Origin of the sequence: Rhizobium ecuadorense (genome assembly GCF_001187535.1) — a bacterium.
GTDB lineage: Bacteria > Pseudomonadota > Alphaproteobacteria > Rhizobiales > Rhizobiaceae > Rhizobium > Rhizobium ecuadorense.
In genome coordinates this window covers 188,026-210,546 of the sequence record NZ_LFIO01000023.1, presented here as the reverse complement: position 1 = coordinate 210,546, position 22,521 = coordinate 188,026, and the positions used below count along the sequence as shown (strand labels likewise).

Below are 22,521 nucleotides of genomic sequence, written 5' to 3'. Positions count from 1 at the left end.
TTGGAGCCAGATCGATTCATCATCGATCCGATCCATCAAATGCCGGGACTAAACATTTAGGCTCATGAACAAGTTCGACCTTATCCTTCAGTCGGGCATATTCTGCGTCGACGTCGTCCACCATGAACTCGATGATCGCGGTTCGATTGGCGCCAGCCTCGGCACTGCCCTCTTTGAACAGCGGCACGGTTTCCACGCTGCCGATGGCGAGCGCCGCAGAAGGGGTGATGATCTCCGCGAAAACCGGCGCCAACCACTCGGCCGATTGTCCGGTGACCATTTCGTAGAAGCCGACCACAGCCTTGATATCACCGGCAATCAGCCGGGTTGAGGCAAATTTCATGACTTTTCCTTTCGAGAAGGCCGCGGACCTGCGCGCGGCATTGCTGCTTGTCGCACAGGCCTGTTGCCAGCATCATGGCAACAGGAGTCAACAGCAATGCGCAAAGCCGACCGTCTGTTTCAGATCATTCAGATCCTGCGCCGTACGACCCGGCCGGTGACTGCCGCGGCAATGGCCGAGGAGATCGAAGTGTCCAGGCGCTCGGTGTACCGCGATATCACCGACCTGATCGGCCAAGGCGTCCCCATCGTCGGAGAGGCGGGCTTCGGTTATTTGCTCGACCCTGCCTATGACATGCCGCCTTTGATGCTGACGCCCGACGAGATCGAGGCGATCGTGCTTGGCGCACAATGGGTCGCCGCACGCGGCGATAAGGTGTTATCCGCAGCGGCGCAGGACGTAATGAGCAAGATCGCTGCTGTTATCCCCGAACGGCTGCGGCCATACATCGTCGAGCCAAGCGTTGGAGTAAAGCCTGGCAGGGTCCCTCCGGCAGACATGGTCGATACGAACGAACTGCGCCGTGCGATCCGTGAAGATCGGAAGCTTCGCCTGCGCTACCGATCCGATACCGGGGAGGAGACTGAGCGGGTCGTGTGGCCGATCATACTCGGTTACGGAGACGCAACGCGCTTGATTGTTGCCTGGTGCGAGTTGAGGCACGATTTCCGTCACTTCCGAACCGACCGCATGATCAAGATAGAGGTGCTGCAGGCGAGCAACGGCCTAAGGAAGGGCGACCTGCGTCGCCGCTGGGAGCGATGGCGCGAGGAGCATCGCTCTCGGTCCGACCGCTGATCATCGGGAGTCGCCGAGCAGCGGATGGCAGGATCGGACTTGGAAGGGATGACGGCCGACGAGGCTGTCGATGCGCGCCGACCGCGCAATCTTGCTGAAAGCCCCATGTCTGGCTATATTACTGGAAATAAGCTGGAGGCTATCATGGGAAGTTCACAGAAGCGCGCGATCCAAAACTATCGATCCCGCCTTGGCGAGCGTGGTTTGGCGCGCTTCGAAGTGCTCGGCCGGGATGCCGATCGCGACCTTATCCGATCGCTCGCCCGACGCCTGTCGGAGGACACGCCTGAGGCTTCGGAGCTTCGCGCGGCTGTCAGCAAGTCGATCGCCGGCGAACCGCCGAAGCCTGGCGGAATTCTCGCTGCATTGCGTCGTTCACCGCTGGTCGACGCGGAACTCGATCTTTCCCGACCCCGTGAAGAGGGGCGCAAAGTCGACCTGTGACGCGCTTTCTTCTGGATACCAACATCCTCAGCAATATTGTCAAACCGCAGCCATCGGAATCGCTCCTGGCATGGATGTCGACACAACGCGACGAAGACTTGTTCATCGCCTCGCTGACCGTCGCCGAGATCCGCCGAGGCATTTTGGAGAAGCCAGGCGGCAAGAAACGCGACGCTCTCGATAAGTGGTTTTCGGGGCGCGAAGGGCCGCAGGCGCTGTTTGCAGGCCGCATCCTGCCGTTCGACGACAAAGCGGGCCTGATCTGGGCGCGACTGATGGCGGAGGGGAAAGCGGCAGGAAAACCACGTCGCGGGCTCGACATGATTATCGCCGCTGTTGCCCATGCCAACGAGTGCGTGGTGGTAACGGATAATGAAAAGGATTTTGCCGGACTCCGGATCATCAATCCGATCTGTAGAACGACAGATTGATGCATAACTCCTCAAATGGGAATCGATTTGAGGAGTTATGCGGCAATTCCAAGTGTCACAGCGTCCCTTGCGCGTCTTTCAAACGCACGGTGCTGTGGCGCTGACAGCTATGCTCATTCCCACTCGATCGTACCAGGCGGCTTCGACGTCACATCATAAACCACGCGGTTGATGCCGCGCACCTCGTTGATGATGCGCGTTGCGGCGCGGCCGAGGAATTCCATGTCGTAATGATAGAAATCCGCCGTCATGCCGTCGACCGAGGTGACGGCGCGCAGCGCGCAGACGAATTCGTAGGTGCGTCCGTCGCCCATGACGCCGACGGTCTGGACGGGCAGCAGCACGGCGAAGGCCTGCCAGATGGCGTCGTAGAGGCCGGCCTTGCGGATTTCGTCGAGATAGATCGCGTCGGCTTCACGCAGGATCTCCAGCTTTTCGCGGCTGATGCCGCCGGGGCAGCGGATCGCAAGGCCCGGGCCCGGGAAGGGATGGCGGCCGATGAAGCTGTCGGGCAGGCCGAGTTCGCGGCCGAGCGCGCGCACCTCGTCCTTGAAGAGTTCGCGCAGCGGCTCGACGAGCTGCATCTTCATGCGCTCCGGCAGGCCGCCGACATTGTGGTGCGATTTGATCGTCACCGACGGACCGCCGGTGAAGGAAACGCTCTCGATCACATCGGGATAGAGCGTGCCCTGGCCGAGGAAATCGGCGCCGCCGAGCTTCTTGGCCTCTTCCTCGAAGGTTTCGATGAACAGCCGACCGATGATCTTGCGCTTGGTCTCCGGGTCGGAAACGCCTTCGAGCTCGCCGATGAAACGGTCGGAGGCGTCGACATGCAGCAGATGCAGATTGTAGTGCTCGCGGAACATGGCGACGACGTTGGCCGCCTCATCCTTGCGCATCAGCCCGTGGTCGACGAGGATGCAGGTCAGCTGATCGCCGACCGCCTCGTGGATCAGAAGCGCGGCAACGGAGCTGTCGACGCCGCCTGAAAGCGCACAGATGACGCGCTTGTCGCCCACCTGCTTGCGGATCTCGTCGACCGCCTTCTGGCGGTAGGCCGACATCGACCAGTCGCCTTTGATGCCGGCAATGTTGTGAATGAAGTTGCCGATCAGCTTGGCGCCGTCGGGCGTGTGCACGACCTCGGGATGGAATTGCACGCCGTAATATTTGCGCTTCTCGTCGGCGATGAAGGCGTAGGGCGCGTTGGAGGAGGTGGCGACCACCTCGAAACCGTCAGGCAGCGCCGTGACACGGTCGCCATGGCTCATCCAGACCTGATGGCGCGAACCGGAGGACCAGAGGCCCTCGAACAGCTGGCAGTCTTTGTCGACATCCAGGAAGGCGCGGCCGAACTCGCGGTGATGGCCGCTCTCGACCTTGCCGCCGAGCTGCATGCACATCGTCTGCTGGCCATAGCAGATGCCGAACACCGGCAGGCCGCTGTCGAAGATGATCTGCGGCGCTCGCGGCGACCCTTCATCCACCGTCGAAGCGGGGCTGCCGGACAGGATCACGGCTTTCGGCTGGAGGCGCTTGAAGCCCTCTTCGGCCGATTGGAAGGGAACGATCTCGCAATAGACGCCGGCCTCGCGCACGCGTCGTGCGATGAGCTGGGTCACCTGGCTGCCGAAATCGACGATGAGAACGGAGTCGGGATGTGCTGTCTGGGTCATGGCGAGGCTTTAATGAAAAGCGCTTCGCCTTGCAATCCGGGAAATCGGCGGCATCGGGTTTTTATTGTTCCGATTGTCCCCTCGCGCGCCGGGAAAGGCGCGCGGCCTTTAGGGCCTAGAACCAGAAAACCCCGTCCTCCAGCGCCGTGAACAGGCTGTCGACGCCGTAGGAGAGCTTGCGGTCGACGATGTGCAGATATTCGGTCCAGCCGGAGATGTGCTGCAGCTCGACTGCGCCGTCGGAAATACCGCGAAGACCGATCAATGGCAGTTTATAACCCTGGCAGGCGCGCAGCACCGCATAGGTCTCCATATCGACCATGTCGGCGTCGATGGCGCTGTAGGCAGCACCTGAAATGACATTGCCGCCGGTGGAAAGGCTTGCTTCGGCAATGCCGGGAATGCGCAGCGGCAGTTCAAGTGTTGCCGGCAGGTCGAGAAACGGTGTCCGGCCTTTTTCGAAGCCGAGCGGCGAAGCGTCCATGTCGCGGTAGGAAACCGAGGTTACCTGATAGATTTCGGTTTGCTCTAGTTTGGCGGAGCCGGCCGAGCCGAGGGAAACGACGAGATCCGGCAGGTCGTCGGCTGCATCCAGTCGCGACAGTGTCTTGGTCAGCGCCACCGCCGCTTCGACCGGGCCGACGCCGGTCATCAAAGGTTCGATGCGCGACCGCAAGAAGGGGCCGTATTCGGCCTCCGCCGCCATGACGAACAGCATGGATTTTCCCGCGACCGATTTCAGCTCGAACTTCATCCCGTAATTCCTTCTCTACCGCGGATCACCATCATCGTTCCGGTCATGGAGGCGATGAGTTTCGCCGGCCCGTCGCTGATCGCGTAGCCGCGCCCGTCGGCAACGATGATGGTGGAGCCGGGTTTGGTGATTTCCCCGCGAAACAGGAAACGATCGCCACGCCCCGGCGACATGAGATTGACCTTGAACTCGATCGTCAGGATCGAGGCTTCCGGGTCGATGACGCTGTAGGCGGCAAAGCCGCAGGCCGAATCGAGCGCTGCGGAAATGATGCCCGCATGCAGGATGCCGTGCTGCTGTGTCAGTTTGACGTCGAAGGGAAGCTCGATCTCGACGACGCCGTGCTCGACGCGCGTCAGCTCCGCGCCGATCGTTTCCATCGCCGCCTGGCGCGCAAAATTGCGGCGGATTCGCGCGCGGAAATCGCCCCTGTCAGTCTCGCTCATGTCTGCCCCTCTTGCAGCCGGGAAAGTGGCATGGCGGGCCGGATTCGACAAGCTGCACATTGCTGAAATCGGTCTCGGTGCCGATGGAAAGCTGCAGCCGTGTCGCCGGGGCAACCTTTCGCCTTTTCGTCGTCATGCCAGCCGGTGATAAGCCGGTGATGTAGGCCGGTGCGAAGACGATTGCAGCTTCGCGCCCAGCGCGTATTCTCCGCGTCCTGTCTCGAAGGAATGGAGCGCCGGCGCATGACGACGATATCGCAATCGGTCCGGAATTTCGAGACCTGGCTGGCCGGCGAACTCGGGGCCGATCTCGTCGCGGACGATCTCCGCGAGAAGCACGAGAAGATGCGAAGCGGCGGCTTCGTCTTCCTGCGCGCCACCTATTGGCGCTGGTGCGAGATCATCCTCGATATCTGCCCGGAACTTGGCCGCGCGCCGGAGGTGCTGGCGATCGGCGATACGCATCTGGAGAATTTCGGCACCTGGCGCGATGCCGAAGGCCGGCTCGTCTGGGGCGTCAATGATTTCGACGACGCGGCGATGATGCCCTATGCGCTGGATCTCGTCCGTCTTGCGGCAAGCGCCGTGCTGGCCCGTGGCGACGACGGTCCCTCGGTGCGGATGATAAGCGAGACGATCCTCAGCGGCTATCTCAGGGGCCTTGAAAATCCGCTGCCCGTCATTCTCGAGCGCGATCACAAATGGCTGCGCAAGGCGCTGATGCTGCCGAATTCCGAGCGCCGGGAATTTTGGGAGAAATACGAAATGCTGCCTCTTGGCAAGGAGTCGCCGCCAGCAGCCTATGTAACGGCGCTCGCGGCTGCACTGCCGCCCGGCTCGGGACCTTTCGTGGCGAAGCCGCGCAGCGGCGGCACCGGCAGCCTCGGCCGGCCGCGTTTCGTCGCCTATGCGGAATGGCAGGGCGGGCCGGTGCTGCGGGAGGCCAAGGCGCTGCTGCCGTCCGCCTGGTCGCTTCGCCACAAACCACAGGACGTGGCGATCCGGGCGGCAGTAATCGCCAATGGACGGGCGCGGTGCGTCGATCCGCATTATCAGGTTTCCGGTCGCATCCTCGTTCGCCGGCTCTCGCCGAACAGCTGTAAGATCGAAATCGACCGGCACCCCGAAATCCTGCTTTCGCCGACGATGCTTGAGCTGATGGGTTTTGAGATCGCCAATTGCCATTCCAACGATGCGGCGGCGGTCGCCGTGATCCTCCGCGATATCAAGGCACGGGGAAACGAATGGCTGCATGAGGCGGCAAGAGCCGCGGCCTCAAGCGTCAGTGCCGAGCAGAAAGCCTATTCTCACGCCGACTAGATCCGCACGATATGCTGATCCCAGGCGACGTCACTGCGGGTCGACAGGAAATCGCCGTCATAGGTGGAGACGGCAAAGCCGCTTTTTGCCGGCGCGATGCCGGCCGCGTCCGGAACGCTGGTCTCGGCCAGCACCTTGCCCGTCCTTGCATCGATGGTCACGGAGGTGCCGCCCTTCGGCGAGGTAATGCCGACGATGCCCTCGCTGCGATTGACGGCAATCGCTCCGACGTAATTGGCAAGCCTGCGCGTCGTCTCCTCCGGCAGGTCGATGAAGGAAAGATCTTCGCCCTTGGCGAAATGGCCGACGAGCGGCGGCAGGTCCTTGCGGTGGCCTTCGTACTGGCAGGCAAACCAGATGCGGCCCTTGTCGTCGAGATCGACGTGGCGGGTGGAAAGCTCCGCCCATTGCGCCGGCAGCACATGTTTTTCGATGAGCGCCCCGGTCGCCGCGTCGACCAGCACCAGTGACGGCTGCATCTCCCCGAGATTGAGCTTGGTGCGGCCGAAATCCGGATGCGTCTCGATGCCGCCATTGGCGACGATCAGAAGGCGTCCGTCGTCGGAAACCGTCATGTCGTGCGGGCCGATGCCGTAGGTCTCGAATTCGCCGATGCGGGTGAAGCGGTTGCTGGCGTCGTAGATGCCGATCATGCCGCGATTGCCGTCGAAGTCGTTCTCGCTGGCATAGAGAAAACGACCGTCGGGAGAAAAAGCGCCGTGACCGTAGAAATGCCGGTCTTCCCTGGCGCTGATGACGATCGGCTCGCTTTTGTGCCAGGGGTCGAAAGTCATCGCATAAGTGCCGGGCCGGCGGGCGAAGGCGACGGTCCTGCCGGTGGCGGCGCTGAAGGCCATGCCGTGGGCGCGGGCGGGAAGCTTGACCTGATCGATGATCTCGCCGCGCTCGGTCACGGTGGCGACGGCAAAGGAGCCGTCGGCCGCCCGAATGCCCGAGGCATAGACTGCGTCCGCCCGCTCCAAAGCCATCAGCGACTTCGGCGCCAAACTCGCGAGGAAACCCAGTCCGGCCGCCCTGACGAAATCGCGTCGGTCGATCGCAGCGCTCCGCATCATCGTTTCAGTCCCCGTCAGAAAAGGAAAAGCCGGCCGAAAGGCCGACAGCCGCGCCATACTCATCGCTGATCCGGGTAATCAGATCACGGCTTTCGGCCAAAAGCGTGTCGAGCTTGGCCTTTTCCGCATCGCTGACGGCGGCGTCAATATCGGGATTGATTTTCGGCACGCTGTCGAGCAGCGATTTGAAATCCTCGTCGATCGAAGCGGCGACCGCCTGTTTGTCCGCTGGCAGAAGCTCGGCCATGCCGGCCTTCTGCCAGAGCGTGCGCAGCCCCTCCAGGTTGGCGGCCATCGATTTCCAGGTATTCTTCGAGCGCCAGTAGATCGCCATGCGCGGGCGCGGCGGCGTGTCCTTGCCCTTGTAGAATTGTTCGAGCCGCTGGTCGCGGACATTCTCCGCGCCGTGGACGAGAATGCCGAGCAGCGCGGTCACAGCCTCCTTATTGTCCATGAAATCGTCGCTCTGCGGGCCGGGATGTTTCCAGCTCGCCTGCACGCCGTCGGGTTTTTCCCAGGCGGCGACGACTTCGCCGGCCTCACGCTGGATATTGCCGGCGACCGCGGCGCCGTAGAGGCAGCGGAAGCCGCCCTTCTGCTTGATCAGATCGTCCGCGCCATTGCCGTAAAGCACGTATTCCAGCGCCGTCAGGCCCTGCAGCGCCACGCTCTTGCCGGCGATCGCATCGACCGTCGCATCCTTCGGGTCGGCCTTGGCGATCAGCGCCTGCACCTGCTTCAGGCCGAGGCCCTTGCGGTCCGGGTAGAACAGGATGTGCTCGAAGAGATTGTCCTGGATGACAGGCCCGGTCTGGACGATTTCGATGATCGACCAGTAGCGGATCGTATCGTCGAAGGCCGATTTCGCCTTGTCGAGCGTCTGCTGCGTGCCGCCGTCGCAAAGATCCTTCATCGCCGTCGTCAGCCGGGCGGCCGATTGCTGCATATTGCGGTAGCCCGGGCGGATCACCTCGTCGACGGCGCGCTGCATGACGGCGGGAACGGCATCCTCGTTCAGCCCTGCCGGAGGAGCGGCGGTCTGGGCGGCCGCCGATGTGGCGAGGCCGATCAGAGTGAGGCAGAGCAGGGGGTGCCAAAGGCGCATCAAAGTGACTCCAGGAATGTAATCAGGGCCTCCCTGTCGTCTTTCGACAGGGAGGAGAAAGCGTTGCGGGCCTTGTCAGCTTCGCCGCCGTGCCAAAGGATCGCCTCGGTGAGATTCCGCGCACGGCCGTCATGCAGGAAAAAGCTGTGTCCGCTGACAGTCCGGGTCAGTCCTATACCCCATAGCGGTGGCGTGCGCCATTCACGTCCGCTTGCAAGGCCGACCTGTTGCCCGTCGGCAAGCCCGTCGCCCATATCGTGCAGAAGAAAGTCGGAATAGGGCCAGATCAGCTGGAAGGACTGCGCCTTATCGGGTGAATCCCGGCGGGTGACGAATTTCGGCACATGGCAGGAAATGCAGCCGCTTTCATAGAAGATCCGCTTGCCCTTCAGCGTCTCGGGAAAGCTCGCCTTGCGGCGCGAGGGAACGGCAAGGTTTTCGGAATAGAAGGTCACGAGGTCGAGAATGGGACCCGGCGCTTCTTCTTCGCCCAGCCGCTTTTGCACGCCGGTCGGCATATCGAGGCATTTTTTTTCCGCCTGGGTGCAATCGCCATGCGCGTCCGGATGGTCGGGTGTCGAGATGCCGATATCATTGGCGAAGGCATCGGCATTCTGATCGCGCACTGTGGCGTTCTGCGCCTTCCAGCCGAAGCGGCCGAGCGCGATCTCGCCGCTGCGGTGGTCGCGGACGATCGCCGCCTTGCCGGAAATGCCGTCGCCATCGACATCCTCAGGGTCGGCATGGCCAAGGATATCGGCCTCGGGGATCGCCTCGATCAGCCCGAGGCCGATCATGGCAGGGGCGACACGCGCCGAGATCGTCGTCGCGGCATCGAGCGGTCCGTAGGCAAGGTTCGTGGCCGCATAATGCGGCCGGCGCAGCGACACGGTCTCGCCGTCGCCGAGTGTCACCGTCTCCTCATCGTAGCGGATCGCCATCCGGCCCTCGGCGGCAAGGCCGGGAACGGCAAGATCCTGCAGCTGATGGCCATAGACCGGATCGGGGAAATTGAGGACATCTGCGCTTGCAATCGCCTTTTCTTCCTCCGCCGTCCCGGCTGCACGGGAAAGCCGCAGGAACATCGAGACGGCGCTTGGGCCTCCCTCCGGCGGTTTGCCGCGGCCGTCATTGACGTGACAGCTCATGCAGGAGCGGGCGTTGAAGAGCGGGCCCAGGCCATCGGAGGCCTGCGTCGAAGACGGCGAGGAAACCCAGAGCTTGCGGAAAAGCGCGTTGCCGAGCTTGAAATTCTGCTCTTCCTCGAAGGGGATATTGGCCGAAATATGCGAGAAACTGTCTTCGGTAACCGGATCGATCGAGGTCGTCGCACCCGCCTGCATCGCTTCGTATTGCTCGGCCTTGGAAAAATCCCTGGTCGGCCGGGTGACGTCGGCGACACGTGTCAGATCGGCGTCGGAGAGGTCGGTGCGTGTCGTCGGCAGATCGAAACCGGCGGCGATCGTTGCGGAAAAGCCGGCAAGCGTGGCGCAGAGCGCTGCGCGGGCGATCAATCGGCGGGCCGGGGCATGCGACATTTCAGGGTTCGGGCCGCTCCGTCATCGAAGCGGCCCGCCTTTTTGCTTATTTGAAGACGGCGTTAGGATTATCCAAGCTGTCGGAACCTTCAAGCTGAACCGTGCCGAGATCGAGTGCGGCAATAACGCGCTGTACCGATTTCGTCTGGTCGATCAGCCCGTCGATGGCGGCCTGGACGACGGCATTGCCTTCCTTGTTGCCCTCGCCGATCATCTGGTCGTACTTCTCGACCGTCTCGCCGCGCTTGGCCATGGCGTTCATCGCGTCGAGCGTCTTGTTGAGCTTGCCTTCCATCTCGGCATCGAGCGCCTTGTCCTTGGCGGCCACCAGATCGTGCAGCGACGGACCACTCAGCTTGGTGCCGTCGACGCGGGTATAGTTGCCGGTATAGGCGGCGGCGATGCCGATCGCGTCGTTCAGATGCGAGTTGTAGGTGTTGTCGGAGAAGCAATCATGCTCTTCCTCAGGATCGTGTAGCAGCAGGCCGAGCTTCATGCGCTCGCCGGCAAGCTCGCCATAAGAGAGCGAACCCATGCCCGTCAGGATGGCGACGAGGCCGGCCTTCGGGTCGGCTTCGACATTCTTCGTCGCCGCACCGTCCGGCTTCCAGTTGTCGGTCATTTCCTGCAGGTCGGAAACCAGCAGCGTCGAGGCGGACTTCAGATATTCGGCGCGGCGGTCGCAATTGCCGTGCGTGCAGTTCTTGAGGTCGTAATCGGTTGCCGGGCGGTCGCCGGCGCCGGGTCCCGTGCCGTTCAGATCCTGGCCCCAGAGGAGGAATTCGATGGCGTGGTAGCCGGTCGCGACATTGGCTTCGATGCCGCCGGCCTCGGCAAGTGTGCCGGAGAGGAATTCCGGCGTCAGCTTGGAGGCGTCGACATCCTTGCCGTCGATCTTGATCGTCTTGTTGGCGATGACATTGGCGACATACAGCGAATTTTCGTCGCTCTCGGTGCCGTAGGAGGGATCGACATAGTCGATCAGGCCTTCATCGAGCGGCCATGCATTGACCTTGCCTTCCCAGTCGTCGACGATCGGATTGCCGAAGCGATAGACTTCCGTCTGCTGGTAGGGAACGCGCGCCTTGATCCAGGCGTCCCGGGCGGCCTTCAGCGTCGCGTCATCAGGCGCCTTCAGGAAGGCGTCGATGGCGGCGTCGAGGGCCTTCGCCGTTGTCAGCGAGTCTTCGTATTTCGCATGCGCCACCTCGGCATAATGTTTCACCACGGCAGCCGCATCGGTTTCGGCATGCGCGGGAAGGGCGAGCAGGGCGGCGGGGGCAATCGCCAGCACGGCTGCGCGGAATTTATTGAGCTTCATGATCCTCTCCTGTGACGGATCTTCCGTCTAAATCGGGCTCCGTCTCTTCGCGCAAAAGCAAACTGGTGTCAAACACTCTAGTTTGGAATGATTTTAAGATGAGCGCTTGCTGCAAGATCGACTCTTTCGCAGCACCTTTGTCCGAAAAACCGGCGGTATTCGCGGCTCTCGTTCACATCGAAGTGCGTCTGGCGCCCTCAGCCCTTGAGCTGCATGCGGCAGAAGAAGAAGCCGTCCGTGTCGGTGGAAGCAGGGGTCAGCGTTACCGTCAGCCCGTCGGAAGAGTGCGGGCGCGGGGCGTCTTTGCCGAACAGGCCATCCCAGGCGGGCAGGGCGCTGACGATCTGGAAATCAGGATTGTCGGCCGTGAAACGGCGCACCTGTTCCTCGTTCTCCTGGGGCAGCACCGAGCAGGTGACATAGATCAGCTCGCCGCCCGGTTTGACGAAGCCGCCTGCCTGCGCCAGCGCGTCCTGCTGCTGGGCGGTGCGCTCGTCGAGGTTCTTCGCCGTCAGCCGCCATTTCGTGTCGGGACGGCGGCGCCATGTGCCGGTGCCGGTGCAGGGCGCGTCGACCAGCACCTTGTCGCAGCGCCCGGCAAGGCCGGAAAGGCCCCTGGGGTCGTCATGCACCTGGACATTGCGGGTGCCCGCCCGCTTCAGCCGCTCGATGATCGGCGCCAGCCGTTTGCGGTCGGCGTCATAGGCGTGAACCTGTCCCTTGTTCTGCATGGCGGCCGCCATGGCGAGCGTCTTGCCGCCGCCGCCGGCGCAATAGTCGAGAACCTGGTCGCCCTCCTTGGCGAGCACCAGGTCGGCGACGATCTGCGATCCCTCGTCCTGAACTTCGAACCAGCCTTTCTGGAACGAAAGCTCGGCCGTCACGTTGGGTAGGCGCGAGGCGCCTTCGCCGGCGGCAATGCGGATACCGTAGCGGGCGATCTTCGCCGCCTGCGCGCCGGCTCTTTCGAGCGCCTTGACGGCCTTGTCGCGGGAGGACTTCAAAATGTTGGCGCGCAGATCAAGCGTCGGTCGCGCCGCGAGCGCCTGTGCCTCGGCAAGCCAGCCGGCGCCGAAGGCCTGTTCGAGGGAGGGTTGGACCCATTCAGGAATATCGCCGCGGATATGCGGCGGCGCGTCGTCGAGACGGCGGTTTGCAAAGGCGGCCGCGGCATCGGCGCTCAGCGGCGCCGGCGCGAATTTGTCGTCCGCCAGTTCGGCGGCAAGACTGTCGGGTGTGAAACCCCATTGGCGGAACATGACGGCGTGGGCAATGGCTGCGGCACTGTCATCGTCCATCAGCCAGGCATGGGAAAGCCGCATGCGCAGGGCGTCATAGACGATGTTGCCGATCGCGGCACGATCGCCGGAACCGGCGAAGCGGTGCGCAAGGCCCCAGTCCTTCAGCGCGTCGGCGACAGGCCGCTTGCGGGTATCGATGTCCGCGAGCACAGAAATCGCCCCTTCGAGGCGGCCGCCCAGACGCATTCACAAGTCTCCTGTTGCCATGCCTGCGAAGGATCCCGTCCGCCGCGACAGTCGCGGGATGGATTGTTCGCAAGTCTCAACCGCGTGGTAACCGCGATTGACGGCAAGAGCAAGCGCCGCTGACGGCGCAGCCAGTTGCTAAGCCTCAGCTGACCACCTCGGCTGCCAGCTTTTAGCTGATCACCTCGGTTGTCAGCTTTAGCTGATCACCTGGTAGCAGACCTTCGCCGTGCCGGAGCTCACCATGCCGATGTTCTGCGCCGCTGCGCGCGACAGGTCGATCACCCGGCCGCGGATGAACGGACCGCGATCGTTGATGCGAACGACGACGGTGCGGCCGTTGTTGCGGTTGGTGACCTTAACCTTGGTGCCGAAGGCAAGCGAACGATGCGCGGCAGTCAAGATGGCAGGGTTCATACGTTCCCCGGAAGCAGTTTTGGAGCGAAGTGCGTACCATGAAGCACCGCCGCATCCATTTCCAGCAAAACTCTCCGCCGGAAGCAAGGAAGAGCAGGCTGCAATAGTTACGGCAGCGATAATAGAACGACGTATTTTCTTCAAAACAGAGTATCCCTCAACTATTGAACTCAACGCCTCTGCAGGCGGCGGGGCTTAAATCTGTTAAAAAGTGGCGAAAAAGTGCCGCACCAGTTCACGGAATATTACAATCTGTAACATTCGTGAGGCCATTGATAAAATATGAGAATTTGCCGCGTGCGGCAAAATGTGGAAAAAAACGCAATGAAATCAGCTAAAATTCAAATGATTTTTCCGAAGAAGTTTTAAACTTCCCAGCCTTCACAAAAATCACGAAATATTTTTTCGAGCTTTGCCATATTCGCTGCCACATTTGCGCAAATTCAAAGGCCGTTAACCATGATATGCGGCGAGAATTGTTCTGCCAAATGCAGAAAGTAGGAATTTCCTACTCATTTCGGGTGATCACCCGGCCGCCTCAAGCGGGCCTGGTCTAACCGCGCCAGCGTCCATCCTGCCACAATTGCGCAAGTGACATCGGGTAGTCGGGGAAGGAGAATTCGAAGCCGGAGGCCTTGAGTTTCGCATTCGAAACCCGCTTGTTCTCGCCGTAGAAGGAGCGCGCCATCGGCGTCAGCTCGGCGGTTTCGAAGGCCTGCTCCGGCGGCGGTTCGACGCCCATCAACCGCGCTGCCTCGACGATCACGTCCTGCGGCGGGCCGGGCCGGTCGTCGGTGATATTATAGATGCCGCCGAGGCGATGGTCCGACAGGAAACGGGTCGCCGCACCGATATCCTCGACGCGGATGCGGTTGAACACCTGGTCCTTCTTGATCAGCCGCCGCGCCGTGCCCTTGTCCAAATTGCAGAAGGCATTGCGTCCCGGCCCGTAAATGCCGGAAAGTCGAAGCACCGCCGCCGGCACGCCGCATCTCTCGCCCAGTGCCAGCCAGCCCTCTTCCGCCTCGAGCCGCTCCTTCGAGCGCCCGGAGACGGGCACACACGGCGTTTCCTCGTTGATCCACGCGCCCTTGTGGTCGCCGTAGACGCCGACGGTCGAGAGATAACCGATCCATTCGAGGCCGGACGGTAGGTTTGCGCCGTCTTCGCCGAGCAGCCGCAGCAGCGGGTCGGCCTTTCCAGGTGCGATCGACTGCACGAGATGGGTGACATCGGCCAGAGCCCGGCGCAACCCGTCGTCCATGGTCTCCCCGTCGAAAAGGAAGGCTTCGACGCCGTTCTGCAGGAGCGCCGCCATCTTGTCGGCCGAGCGCGTGGTGCCGGAAATGCGCACGCCGTCGCCGGCGAAGGCCCTGGCGATCGCCGTGCCGGAATAACCGCAGCCAAAAATCATCACATGCATCAGCCCACTCCCGCCAGCCGCCATTCATTCAGCACGTCGTCGTCAGTCTCATCGGCTCGTTGTGTCGCAAGGCCTGAAAATGCGCCAGGCTCCATCAGCCGTGACAGCGCCCACACTGCCATTCCCCGCACCACCGGCGAGGCATCGCCGGCGAGCAGCTGACATTGGGCGATAAGAGCCTTCTCGCCGGAATTGCCGGCGGCGATCAGCACATTGCGGATAAAGCGATCGCGACCGATTCGTTTCACCGGCGAGCCGCTGAAGAAGGCGCGGAAGGCGGCATCGTCAAGCGTCAGCAGAAAGGCAATCGACGGCTCCTGCAGATCATCCCGCGCCTTCAGCTTCATCTCGGAGGCCGCACTTGCGAACTTGTTCCACGGGCAGGCGGCGAGACAATCGTCGCAGCCATAGATGCGATTGCCGATCAGCGGCCTGAGATCGGCGTCGATCGGCCCCTTGTGCTCGATGGTGAGATAGGAGATGCAGCGCCGCGCATCGATCTGGTAAGGCGCGGGAAAGGCGGCCGTCGGGCAGGCGTCGAGGCAGGCGCGGCAGGAGCCGCAATGATCGGCCTCTTCGGCGTCGACGGCGAGATCGGCGGTGGTGAACATGCTGCCGAGAAACAGCCAGGAGCCGTGCGTGCGGCTGACGAGGTTGGTGTGCTTGCCCTGCCAGCCGAGGCCGGCCGCCGCCGCCAGCGGCTTTTCCATGACAGGCGCGGTATCGACGAAGACTTTGACGTCGGCGCCGGCCCGCGCCGCAAAACGCGTGGCGATCTCTTTCAGCCGGCCCTTGATGATGTCGTGATAATCGCGGTTGCGGGCATAGACTGAGATCGCCGCCTTCTCAGGCTTGGCGAGAACGCCGCGCGGATCTTCCTCCGGGGCGTAGTTGAGGCCGAAGACGACGACGGACCGCACCTCGCTCCAGAGCGTGCGCGGATCGCCGCGCCGCTCGCGCGTCTCCGCCATCCACTCCATCGTCCCATGCCGCCCGGCATCGATGAACTGGCCGAGGCGCTCTTTGGCTTGCGGAATCGCGTCGGGCCGTGTGATGCGGCAGAGATCGAAGCCCTTGGCGGCAGATTCCGCCCGCACGAACATGGTCAAATTGTCGCGGCGGCGGCGCTCTTTGTCATCTCTATCGGCTTCGGGCATGAAAAGCCCTCGTCAGAAATCCAGATCGGCATAATGCGATACCGGCGTGAGGCCGCGCACCCGCTCGGTCAGCATCGGCCGGAAGGAGGGGCGCGATTTCAGCCGCTGGTACCAGTCCTTGACAACGGGCGCGTCCGCCCAGTCGATTTCGCCGAGATAATCGAGGATCGAGATCGAGGCCGCGGCGGCAAGGTCGGCATAGCTCATCCGCTCGCCCGCCAGCCATTGGCGCGAGCCGGCGAGCCAGGTGAGATAGCGCATATGCTGGCGGATATTCGCGCGGGCCGTGCGCAAAATCTTCGAATCCGGGGCTCCGCCGCCCTGATCGGCGGTCATCTGCAACTTGTAGACACGCTCGCGAGCGAGCGGCTTGGTCACGTCGTTTTCCATCTTCTGCATGAACCACTCGCTCAGCCGGCGGATTTCCGCCCGCTGGAAAGGGTCCTCGGCGAGCAGCCGCCGGTCGCGCTTCAGCACGCCGTGCGTCTCATCCAGATATTCGGATATGACGGTGGCGCCACAGAGTGCGCGCATGCTGTCGTCGACATAAACAGGCAGCGTGCCGGCCGGGTTGAGCGCCAGGAAGTCCCGGCGCTTCTCCCATGTCTGCTCCTCGATCAGATCCGCCTGATAGCCGTATTCGGCCAGAATCAGCCGGACGAAGCGAGATGCGGATGACATGGGATGATGATAAAGCGTGGGCATCGATACTCGAGCTTCGTGATTGCTGTTACACGACTGTCTGGCAGCTCAGTTATAGCGCCCTAGTCATGACTCATTGGTTGAAGCTATAGGAGCTTGGCCCCGCCAATACAAGCGAATCGCATTTTACGCCATCTGACAATGGCGAGATACGGTCTAGCGAACGAATGGAAGCGGCGGCCTGATCGACCCAAGCGGTCAGGCCCGACCGACCTTTAAACGGAGACAATGTATGGATTATATCAATGCTGCGCTTCTCGGTATCATCGAGGGGATTACCGAGTTTCTGCCGATCTCAAGCACCGGCCATCTGATCATTGCGGAGCAATGGCTCGGCCACCGGTCGGACATGTTCAACATCGTCATCCAGGCCGGCGCCATCCTCGCCGTCACCATCATCTACTGGCGCCGCCTGCTGGATCTGGTGCTTGGCTGGCGGGAGCCTGAGAATCGCGATTATGCCGCCAAGCTGATCGTCGCCTTTCTCATCACCGCAATCCTCGGGCTTGTCGTCAAGAAACTCGGCTTCGAGCTGCCGGAGACGGCCACACCGATCGCCTGGGCGCTGATCATCGGCGGTTTCTGGATGATCTTTGCCGAATGGGCCGCGGCGCGCAAAGCTCCCCATAAGGAGATCACCTGGCTCGTCGCCATCCTGGTCGGTATCGCCCAGATCGTTGCTGGCGTCTTCCCGGGAACGTCGCGCTCCGGCGCTACGATCTTCGTTGCCATGCTGGCCGGCACCGGCAACCGCGCCGCAGCGACCGAATTCGCCTTTCTGGTCGGCATCCCCACAATGTATGCCGCCAGCGGCTATGAATTGCTGAAGACCTTCAAGGACGGCGGCGCGGCTAACGAAGACTGGACAGCGCTCGGCATCGCCTTCGTTGTCTCCACCATCGTCGCGTTCATCGCCGTCAAATGGCTGCTGGCCTATATCAGAAGCAACCGGTTCACGCTGTTTGCCGTCTACCGCATCATTCTCGGCGTCCTGCTGCTCGGCATGGCCGCAACCGGTCTGATCGCCTAAGACATTCCCAACGCCTTGCATTCGCGCGGCTCCCAGGCGCGAATGCAAGGTGCCGCGTCGAGCTTGCGAGCAGGCACGCGATTGCCAGCCAAGGGCGCCTTATTTCCAGATAGCAATATAAAGAGATAGGTGCCTGCTGCTGTTTTGAAGCGGGCAAGACCGGGCGTTCACTTTGGAGCGTCCTGCTTCAGGCGCTCCGACTGCTACGTGTCTTTATGAAAGATGCCGGCGGAAGGCCGGCCTTTCGTCAATGGCTAATCGAAGCCGTCGAGCAAGGATCGACGCCGTAGGCCGGCGAACAGCCACCCTTCACTGCTGCGACCGAGCCGGACGCAACGAAGGAGCCTGCAAGGATAACCAGCGCCGCACACGCAAACAGGAGCGCGATTGACTTGCCCATCGAGAAATGCCTTTCACAGTGATTGCCGCACGCGATCCCAAGCGTTGAGTCCGTTGGAAGACGCGCGGGCTTGGTAGTCAGTGGAATGGCAAATAGCAATAAACGTTCCTGCTAAATTTGGCGTTAATTCCACAAAATTTCCGATGCGTCTTTTATGCAACGGCACTTGGTATGACTGGCACAACAACATTTCAAACTTGCGCCGGCTTTGCTTGAGCCGACAAAAGAAAACGCCGTCCGCGGCATGCGCGAACGGCGTCGTTCCGACGGTTCAAAAATTGGTCAGGCGGCCTTGCCGGTGCCGGTATACTGGCCGTGCGGACGATAATGCACAAGATAGGAGCCGAGCACCGATGCGGCCATGGTCGGCGCAATGCCGAGGCCCTGCAACGTACGACCTTCCGACTCGGCCGCAGCGGAAACGATGTTGTCGTGCTTCAGCATGCGCACCTGATCCGGCGTGATCGGCGGCGTTATGAAGGGGATCAGCGAGGCGATGCTGCCGATCATCGACGCAATACCGAAGGGCAGGGAGACCAGCGGGTTCTTGCGGCACGTCACCTTCAGCATCATCTCGAGACATTCGCGGAAGCTCAGCACCTCGGGTCCGCCAAGCTCATAGATCTTGCCGCCGGCGACCTTGCCGTCGACGGCGCGGGCGACGGCCTCGGCGACATCCTCGACATAGACGGGCTGGAATTTCGTCTTGCCACCGCCGACCAGCGGCAGGACCGGCGACATGCGGGCCATGTCGGCAAACTTGTTGAAGAAGCTGTCCTCCGGGCCGAAGACGATCGACGGGCGGAAGATCACCGCATCGGGCTTGACGGAGAGGATGGCGGTTTCGGCGCGGCCCTTGGTGCGGCCATAGCCGGACTCGGAATGGGCATTGGCGCCGATCGCCGAAATATGGGCGAGCGTGGCGCCGGCGCCGCGGGCCGCTTCAGCGACCGCACGCGCGCCGAATTCCTGCACGGCGTCGAAGGTGTTGCGGCCGGTCTCATGCAGAATGCCGACGCAGTTGACGACATGATCAGCACCATCGACGGCGCGGTCGATCGAGCTGCGATAGCGCAGATTCGCCTGCACGAAGGAGATCTGGCCGACATTGCCGAGCGGCTGCAGGAAGCCGGCAAGATCGGGACGGCGCACGGCGACCCGAATATTGTAACCGCGCTTGGCGAGCGCCCGGACCACGTGCCTGCCCACAAAGCCGGACCCTCCGAATACGGTGACGAGCGGCGGCAGGTTGGCAAGGGTCATGGCAGGCTCCTCGAAAGGCTTGGCGGGATGCTGTATCGGCTCCGTCTTAGCCCAATCCCGGCGCGACGGAAAGGCCCATCGCACTGTCGGTTTTTGCAGATGCGAAGTTGCGTCAGAAACGGCGCACGGCGTTCTAGACGCCCTCGACGACGACCATTTCCGCGTCCGCCACTTCCTGGCGGATTTTCGCGGCGATCTGGTATTCCGGTGAATTATAGCAGTCGACCGCATGCTGCATCGAGGGGAATTCGATCACGACGTTGCGAGCGCGCGGCCTTCCCTCGAGTTCGGTGAAGGCGCCGCCGCGCGCTAGGAAATTCGCGCCGTATTTTTCGAAAGCCGGCTTGGCCGCCGCCACGTAATCCTTGTAGCGCTCGGCATCGCGAACGTCGACGCGGGCGATCCAATATCCCTTGGCCATGATCTTCTCCCTTTCGCGTTGGTGTCTGTCAGCGGTTTGCCGGCCAGCGCGCAGCAACCATTTCGTTGAGCACGGCGCGGGCGGCATGCCGGGGATCGGGTGCCTTGACGATCGGCCGGGCAACGACGAGATGCGTCGCCCCCGCCTTCAGCGCGTCGAACGGCGTCATCACCCGCTTCTGGTCGCCATGGTCGCTGCCCGTCGGGCGAATGCCGGGGGTGACGATCGCCATGTCGGGGCCGACGATCTCGCGCACCTCGGCCGCCTCAGCCGCCGAGCAGACGATGCCGCCCATGCCGGCCGCGCGCGCCTGTCCGGCGCGGCGCAGCACCAGGCTGTGCGGATCCTGGCTGTAGCCGGCGTCGGCAAGGTCTTCGGCATCCATCGAGGTCAGCACGGTGACGCCGAGCAGGCAGAGGCCGGAGCCGGTAGCCGCCTCGACCGCCGCCTTCATCGCTTTGGGATAGGCATGCAGCGTCAGCATCGACATGCCCATCTTGGCGATGTTCTCGACGCCGGAGGCAACGGTGTTGTCGATGTCGAGCAGCTTCATGTCGAGAAAGACCTTCTTGCCGCTTGCGGCAAGGTCGCGGGCAAATTCAAGGCCGCCGGCAAAGACCAGCTGATAGCCGATCTTATAGAAGAGAATGTCGTCGCCGAGCGTGGAGACCAGTTTTTCCGCCTCGCCGATCGTTGGAACATCCAGGCCGACGATAAGCCGCTCGCGTGCGTCCATTTCAAGTCACCCCCGCCAGTCTTCGATGGGTGTCCAGTCGCATGTCAGGGCCAGATCCGCAAGGCCGAAAGCATAGAGATTGCCGCCGCCGCCCGGTTGGTCGCGGTCGCGGCCGATCGGCCTGCCGGCCAGATGGCATTTGAGCAGCGTGCCGACGCCGCCATGACCGACGAAGGCGATCGGCGCTGTCGCATCATGGGCGGCAAGAACGGTCTTCACCGCCGTAACGATGCGGGCCTGCGCATCGACGGCGCGCTCCCAGCCTTTGAAGCTTTCCTCAGGATGGGCGAAGAACCAGTCGGCCGCCTCTTCGAATTGCGGCGGCGGCAGGAAGCCGGTGGCCGAGCGGTCGTTCTCGTGCATGGCGTGAACGACCTCGATCGTCACGCCGGAGGCTGCCGCCAGAATTTCGGCCGTCTCGATCGCCTTCGTCTCGTCGCTGGAGACGATGCGCCGCAGCTTGCCGGCCCAGTCGCTCTCCGCCGCCCTGCGTGCTCGCGCCGCACCGAGATCGGAAAGCCCCCATTTCGGCACCGGCACCTCGGCGTCGATCCTGACTTGCGGATGGGTGATGTAGAGCCCGAACATCAGCCGCGCCGGTACATCCAGAGCTGTGCCGGCGGAATGTTGCGCATGACGAAGTCGAAATGCTGAATATGGTAGCGGTCGGGATTGGCGGCGATCGGCGAGATCGCGCCATAGGAGATCTGCACCACCGGCCGGCCGGGGGGCAGGCGGTCGAGCAGGCTTTCGAGCAGCGCAACGCGCATCGCCATCGGAAAGTTCAGGAGCGGTATGCAGGAGATGACGCAATCGAACGTCCGGTCGCCGAATGCACCCAGCGTGGCCTGGAGATCGAAGGCGTCGCCGTTGATGAAGTGCACACCGGGATAGGCGCGCTGCAGATGCTGGTGGAAATCCGTCGAATATTCGATCGCCACCAGATTGTCCGGCTTCACGCCGCGGCCGAGGATGGCTTTGGTGATGGCGCCAGTGCCCGGGCCAAGTTCGAGCACCGGCAGCCCGGAATGCATGTCGATGACGCTTGCCATGCGCTTGGCGGTAATCGAGGAGGTCGGCACGATCGAACCGACCGTCTTCGGCCCCTGCATCATGCCCCGGAAGAAACGGATTTCCTCATCGAATCTCTTGCCGAAGTGTTCCTTGACCTTGACCCTTAAGCGCATTCTCCACCCATCCGCATGTTGATCGACTGTCTTAATATGCCGCTTGTCGCTGTCGGGACAAGGATTTTCGCAACAAGGACATCGGCATCAACAACTCATGCGGCTTTCGGCGCCGATCGCGGCACGAGACCGGCAAGCCTTTCGCTGAGATGCCCGGCGTCGACAGGCGCGCGCAGCTTCTTGTCGGTATTGTCGAAATAGAGATAGACGTCGCGGCCCTTGTTGGACGCTGCGAGCGGCGCCAGCACCCGCGTCGCATTTTTCGGTTCACCGCCGGTTGCCCAGGCGCGGACGCGTTCGGCCCATAGGTCGAGTGCCTCGTCCTCATAGCCGCTGACATAGAGTTGTTCGGAACCATGCAGGCGGCAATAAACGAAATCGGCGGTGATATCCATCAGCAATGGCCATTCCACCGTGTCGGCGCAGACGAGGGCGACATTATGTCGCCGGAGCATTTCGATGAAGGCGGGAGAGCGGAAGCTGTCGTGGCGGATTTCGAGCCCGTGGCGGAGCGGCTGATCGCCATCGCTTCGAAGCCAGGCGCGGCCTTTGACGTGCCCGTCATGCCGCTTGGCGAGTGCTTCAGCCGCATCGCGGTCCTGCGGCAGCAGCGCCAGAAAATTTTCGAAAAGATCGGGATCGAAGGCCATGTTCGGCGGGAATTGCCAGAGGATCGGCCCAAGCTTGGGGCCAAGCCGCAGCAGGCCGGAGGCGAGAAAATTGGCGAGTGCCGTCTCGATCTCGCGCAGCCGCAGCATATGGGTGATGAAGCGCGGCCCCTTGACCGCGAAGACGAAATTCTCGGGTGTTTCGTCGCGCCAGCGGCCGAAGCTGTCCGAACGCTGCAGGCTGTAGAAGGTGCCGTTGATCTCGATCGACGGGAAGCGCCGGGCGGCATAGGAAAGTTCCTGCTTCTGCGGCAGGCCTTCCGGATAGAATTGGCCGCGCCAGGGCGCATAAGTCCAGCCGGATACGCCGATGCGCACCGTTCCCGCCTTTTTCGTCATCGGATCCTCCGTTTTCACAGGAGGAGCAATCCTCCGCCG

Annotated in this window: 23 protein-coding genes and 1 pseudogene; 5 read left to right on the top strand and 19 right to left on the bottom strand. The window is 62.4% G+C overall.

Annotation, left to right across the window (positions count from 1 at the left end; all coding sequences use genetic code 11):
• Nucleotides 1-49: 49 nt before the first annotated feature.
• Nucleotides 50-343 (bottom strand): annotated as a pseudogene (locus AF337_RS01735) (VOC family protein); the annotation flags it as partial.
• 96 nt (nucleotides 344-439) lie between these two features.
• Between AF337_RS01735 and AF337_RS01730 the strand changes: the two are divergent.
• From AF337_RS01730 to AF337_RS01720, 3 genes are all read left to right on the top strand, one after another.
• Nucleotides 440-1,141 (top strand): helix-turn-helix transcriptional regulator, encoded by a 702-nt coding sequence (locus tag AF337_RS01730; RefSeq protein WP_049730782.1) that lies wholly within the window; start codon nucleotides 440-442, stop codon nucleotides 1,139-1,141.
• Nucleotides 1,142-1,285: 144 nt separating this feature from the next.
• The gene (locus AF337_RS01725) at nucleotides 1,286-1,585 is read left to right on the top strand and encodes a hypothetical protein (RefSeq protein WP_049730797.1); all 300 of its coding nucleotides are present in this window, start codon (nucleotides 1,286-1,288) and stop codon (nucleotides 1,583-1,585) included.
• Nucleotides 1,582-2,016, top strand: coding sequence for a type II toxin-antitoxin system VapC family toxin (locus AF337_RS01720; RefSeq protein WP_049730781.1), 435 nt, complete (start codon nucleotides 1,582-1,584; stop codon nucleotides 2,014-2,016). Before AF337_RS01725 ends, AF337_RS01720 begins: the two co-directional genes overlap by 4 nt.
• A gap of 113 nt (nucleotides 2,017-2,129) precedes the next feature.
• On the opposite strand, the gene guaA is transcribed toward AF337_RS01720, so the two are convergent.
• From guaA to AF337_RS01705, 3 genes are all read right to left on the bottom strand, one after another.
• Complete coding sequence (gene guaA / locus AF337_RS01715) at nucleotides 2,130-3,692, bottom strand: glutamine-hydrolyzing GMP synthase (RefSeq protein WP_038686329.1); 1,563 nt, start codon at nucleotides 3,690-3,692, stop codon at nucleotides 2,130-2,132.
• A 115-nt stretch (nucleotides 3,693-3,807) separates the two neighbouring features.
• Nucleotides 3,808-4,446, bottom strand: a complete 639-nt coding sequence (locus AF337_RS01710) for a 5'-methylthioadenosine/S-adenosylhomocysteine nucleosidase (protein WP_049730780.1) — start codon at nucleotides 4,444-4,446, stop codon at nucleotides 3,808-3,810.
• Nucleotides 4,443-4,892 carry a PaaI family thioesterase gene (locus AF337_RS01705; RefSeq protein ID WP_003544704.1) on the bottom strand — a complete coding sequence of 150 codons (450 nt, stop codon included), beginning with the start codon at nucleotides 4,890-4,892 and terminating at the stop codon, nucleotides 4,443-4,445. The genes AF337_RS01710 and AF337_RS01705 overlap by 4 nt, the downstream gene beginning before the upstream one ends.
• A gap of 243 nt (nucleotides 4,893-5,135) precedes the next feature.
• On the opposite strand from AF337_RS01705, the gene AF337_RS01700 reads away from it, so the two are divergent.
• Nucleotides 5,136-6,212: a DUF2252 family protein gene (locus tag AF337_RS01700; RefSeq protein ID WP_049730796.1), complete on the top strand. Its 1,077-nt coding sequence runs from the start codon at nucleotides 5,136-5,138 to the stop codon at nucleotides 6,210-6,212.
• Here the strand turns inward: AF337_RS01700 and AF337_RS01695 are convergent.
• The 9 genes from AF337_RS01695 to AF337_RS01655 all read right to left on the bottom strand — a co-directional run bounded on the left by AF337_RS01695 (nucleotide 6,209) and on the right by AF337_RS01655 (nucleotide 16,441).
• On the bottom strand, nucleotides 6,209-7,288 hold the full coding sequence (locus AF337_RS01695) for a DUF1513 domain-containing protein (RefSeq protein ID WP_049730795.1): 1,080 nt from the start codon (nucleotides 7,286-7,288) through the stop codon (nucleotides 6,209-6,211). The genes AF337_RS01700 and AF337_RS01695 overlap by 4 nt on opposite strands.
• Nucleotides 7,289-7,292: 4 nt before the next feature.
• The gene (locus tag AF337_RS01690) at nucleotides 7,293-8,393 is read right to left on the bottom strand and encodes an imelysin family protein (RefSeq protein WP_049730779.1); all 1,101 of its coding nucleotides are present in this window, start codon (nucleotides 8,391-8,393) and stop codon (nucleotides 7,293-7,295) included.
• The gene (locus AF337_RS01685; protein WP_049730778.1) at nucleotides 8,393-9,931 is read right to left on the bottom strand and encodes a di-heme oxidoreductase family protein; all 1,539 of its coding nucleotides are present in this window, start codon (nucleotides 9,929-9,931) and stop codon (nucleotides 8,393-8,395) included. Before AF337_RS01685 ends, AF337_RS01690 begins: the two co-directional genes overlap by 1 nt.
• Nucleotides 9,932-9,977: 46 nt before the next feature.
• The gene (locus AF337_RS01680; protein WP_049730777.1) at nucleotides 9,978-11,252 is read right to left on the bottom strand and encodes an imelysin family protein; all 1,275 of its coding nucleotides are present in this window, start codon (nucleotides 11,250-11,252) and stop codon (nucleotides 9,978-9,980) included.
• A 197-nt stretch (nucleotides 11,253-11,449) separates the two neighbouring features.
• Entirely contained in the window at nucleotides 11,450-12,739 is a 1,290-nt protein-coding gene (locus AF337_RS01675) for an RsmB/NOP family class I SAM-dependent RNA methyltransferase (protein WP_049730776.1), read from the bottom strand.
• A 198-nt stretch (nucleotides 12,740-12,937) separates the two neighbouring features.
• Nucleotides 12,938-13,300 (bottom strand): septal ring lytic transglycosylase RlpA family protein, encoded by a 363-nt coding sequence (locus AF337_RS01670; protein WP_049730775.1) that lies wholly within the window; start codon nucleotides 13,298-13,300, stop codon nucleotides 12,938-12,940.
• 409 nt (nucleotides 13,301-13,709) lie between these two features.
• Entirely contained in the window at nucleotides 13,710-14,579 is an 870-nt protein-coding gene (locus tag AF337_RS01665; protein WP_049730774.1) for an SDR family oxidoreductase, read from the bottom strand.
• Entirely contained in the window at nucleotides 14,579-15,736 is a 1,158-nt protein-coding gene (gene queG, locus AF337_RS01660) for a tRNA epoxyqueuosine(34) reductase QueG (protein WP_049730773.1), read from the bottom strand. The genes AF337_RS01665 and queG overlap by 1 nt, the downstream gene beginning before the upstream one ends.
• Nucleotides 15,737-15,748: 12 nt before the next feature.
• On the bottom strand, nucleotides 15,749-16,441 hold the full coding sequence (locus AF337_RS01655) for a glutathione S-transferase family protein (protein WP_049730772.1): 693 nt from the start codon (nucleotides 16,439-16,441) through the stop codon (nucleotides 15,749-15,751).
• 229 nt (nucleotides 16,442-16,670) lie between these two features.
• Between AF337_RS01655 and AF337_RS01650 the strand changes: the two genes are divergently transcribed.
• Nucleotides 16,671-17,468 (top strand): undecaprenyl-diphosphate phosphatase, encoded by a 798-nt coding sequence (locus AF337_RS01650; RefSeq protein WP_049730771.1) that lies wholly within the window; start codon nucleotides 16,671-16,673, stop codon nucleotides 17,466-17,468.
• Between the two features lie 682 nt (nucleotides 17,469-18,150).
• Here the strand turns inward: AF337_RS01650 and AF337_RS01645 are convergent.
• The 6 genes from AF337_RS01645 to AF337_RS01620 form a co-directional block, all read right to left on the bottom strand.
• The gene (locus AF337_RS01645; RefSeq protein ID WP_049730770.1) at nucleotides 18,151-19,131 is read right to left on the bottom strand and encodes a complex I NDUFA9 subunit family protein; all 981 of its coding nucleotides are present in this window, start codon (nucleotides 19,129-19,131) and stop codon (nucleotides 18,151-18,153) included.
• Between the two features lie 133 nt (nucleotides 19,132-19,264).
• Nucleotides 19,265-19,552: a DUF1330 domain-containing protein gene (locus tag AF337_RS01640; protein WP_012559686.1), complete on the bottom strand. Its 288-nt coding sequence runs from the start codon at nucleotides 19,550-19,552 to the stop codon at nucleotides 19,265-19,267.
• A gap of 28 nt (nucleotides 19,553-19,580) precedes the next feature.
• On the bottom strand, nucleotides 19,581-20,288 hold the full coding sequence (pyrF, locus tag AF337_RS01635; RefSeq protein ID WP_049730769.1) for an orotidine-5'-phosphate decarboxylase: 708 nt from the start codon (nucleotides 20,286-20,288) through the stop codon (nucleotides 19,581-19,583).
• Between the two features lie 6 nt (nucleotides 20,289-20,294).
• A complete protein-coding gene (locus AF337_RS01630) occupies nucleotides 20,295-20,876 on the bottom strand; it encodes a histidine phosphatase family protein (protein ID WP_049730768.1) in 582 nt (193 codons plus the stop codon).
• Nucleotides 20,876-21,475 (bottom strand): phospholipid N-methyltransferase PmtA, encoded by a 600-nt coding sequence (pmtA, locus tag AF337_RS01625; protein ID WP_049730767.1) that lies wholly within the window; start codon nucleotides 21,473-21,475, stop codon nucleotides 20,876-20,878. Before pmtA ends, AF337_RS01630 begins: the two co-directional genes overlap by 1 nt.
• 95 nt (nucleotides 21,476-21,570) lie before the next feature.
• Nucleotides 21,571-22,482: a DUF72 domain-containing protein gene (locus AF337_RS01620; protein ID WP_049730766.1), complete on the bottom strand. Its 912-nt coding sequence runs from the start codon at nucleotides 22,480-22,482 to the stop codon at nucleotides 21,571-21,573.
• Nucleotides 22,483-22,521: the final 39 nt, after the last annotated feature.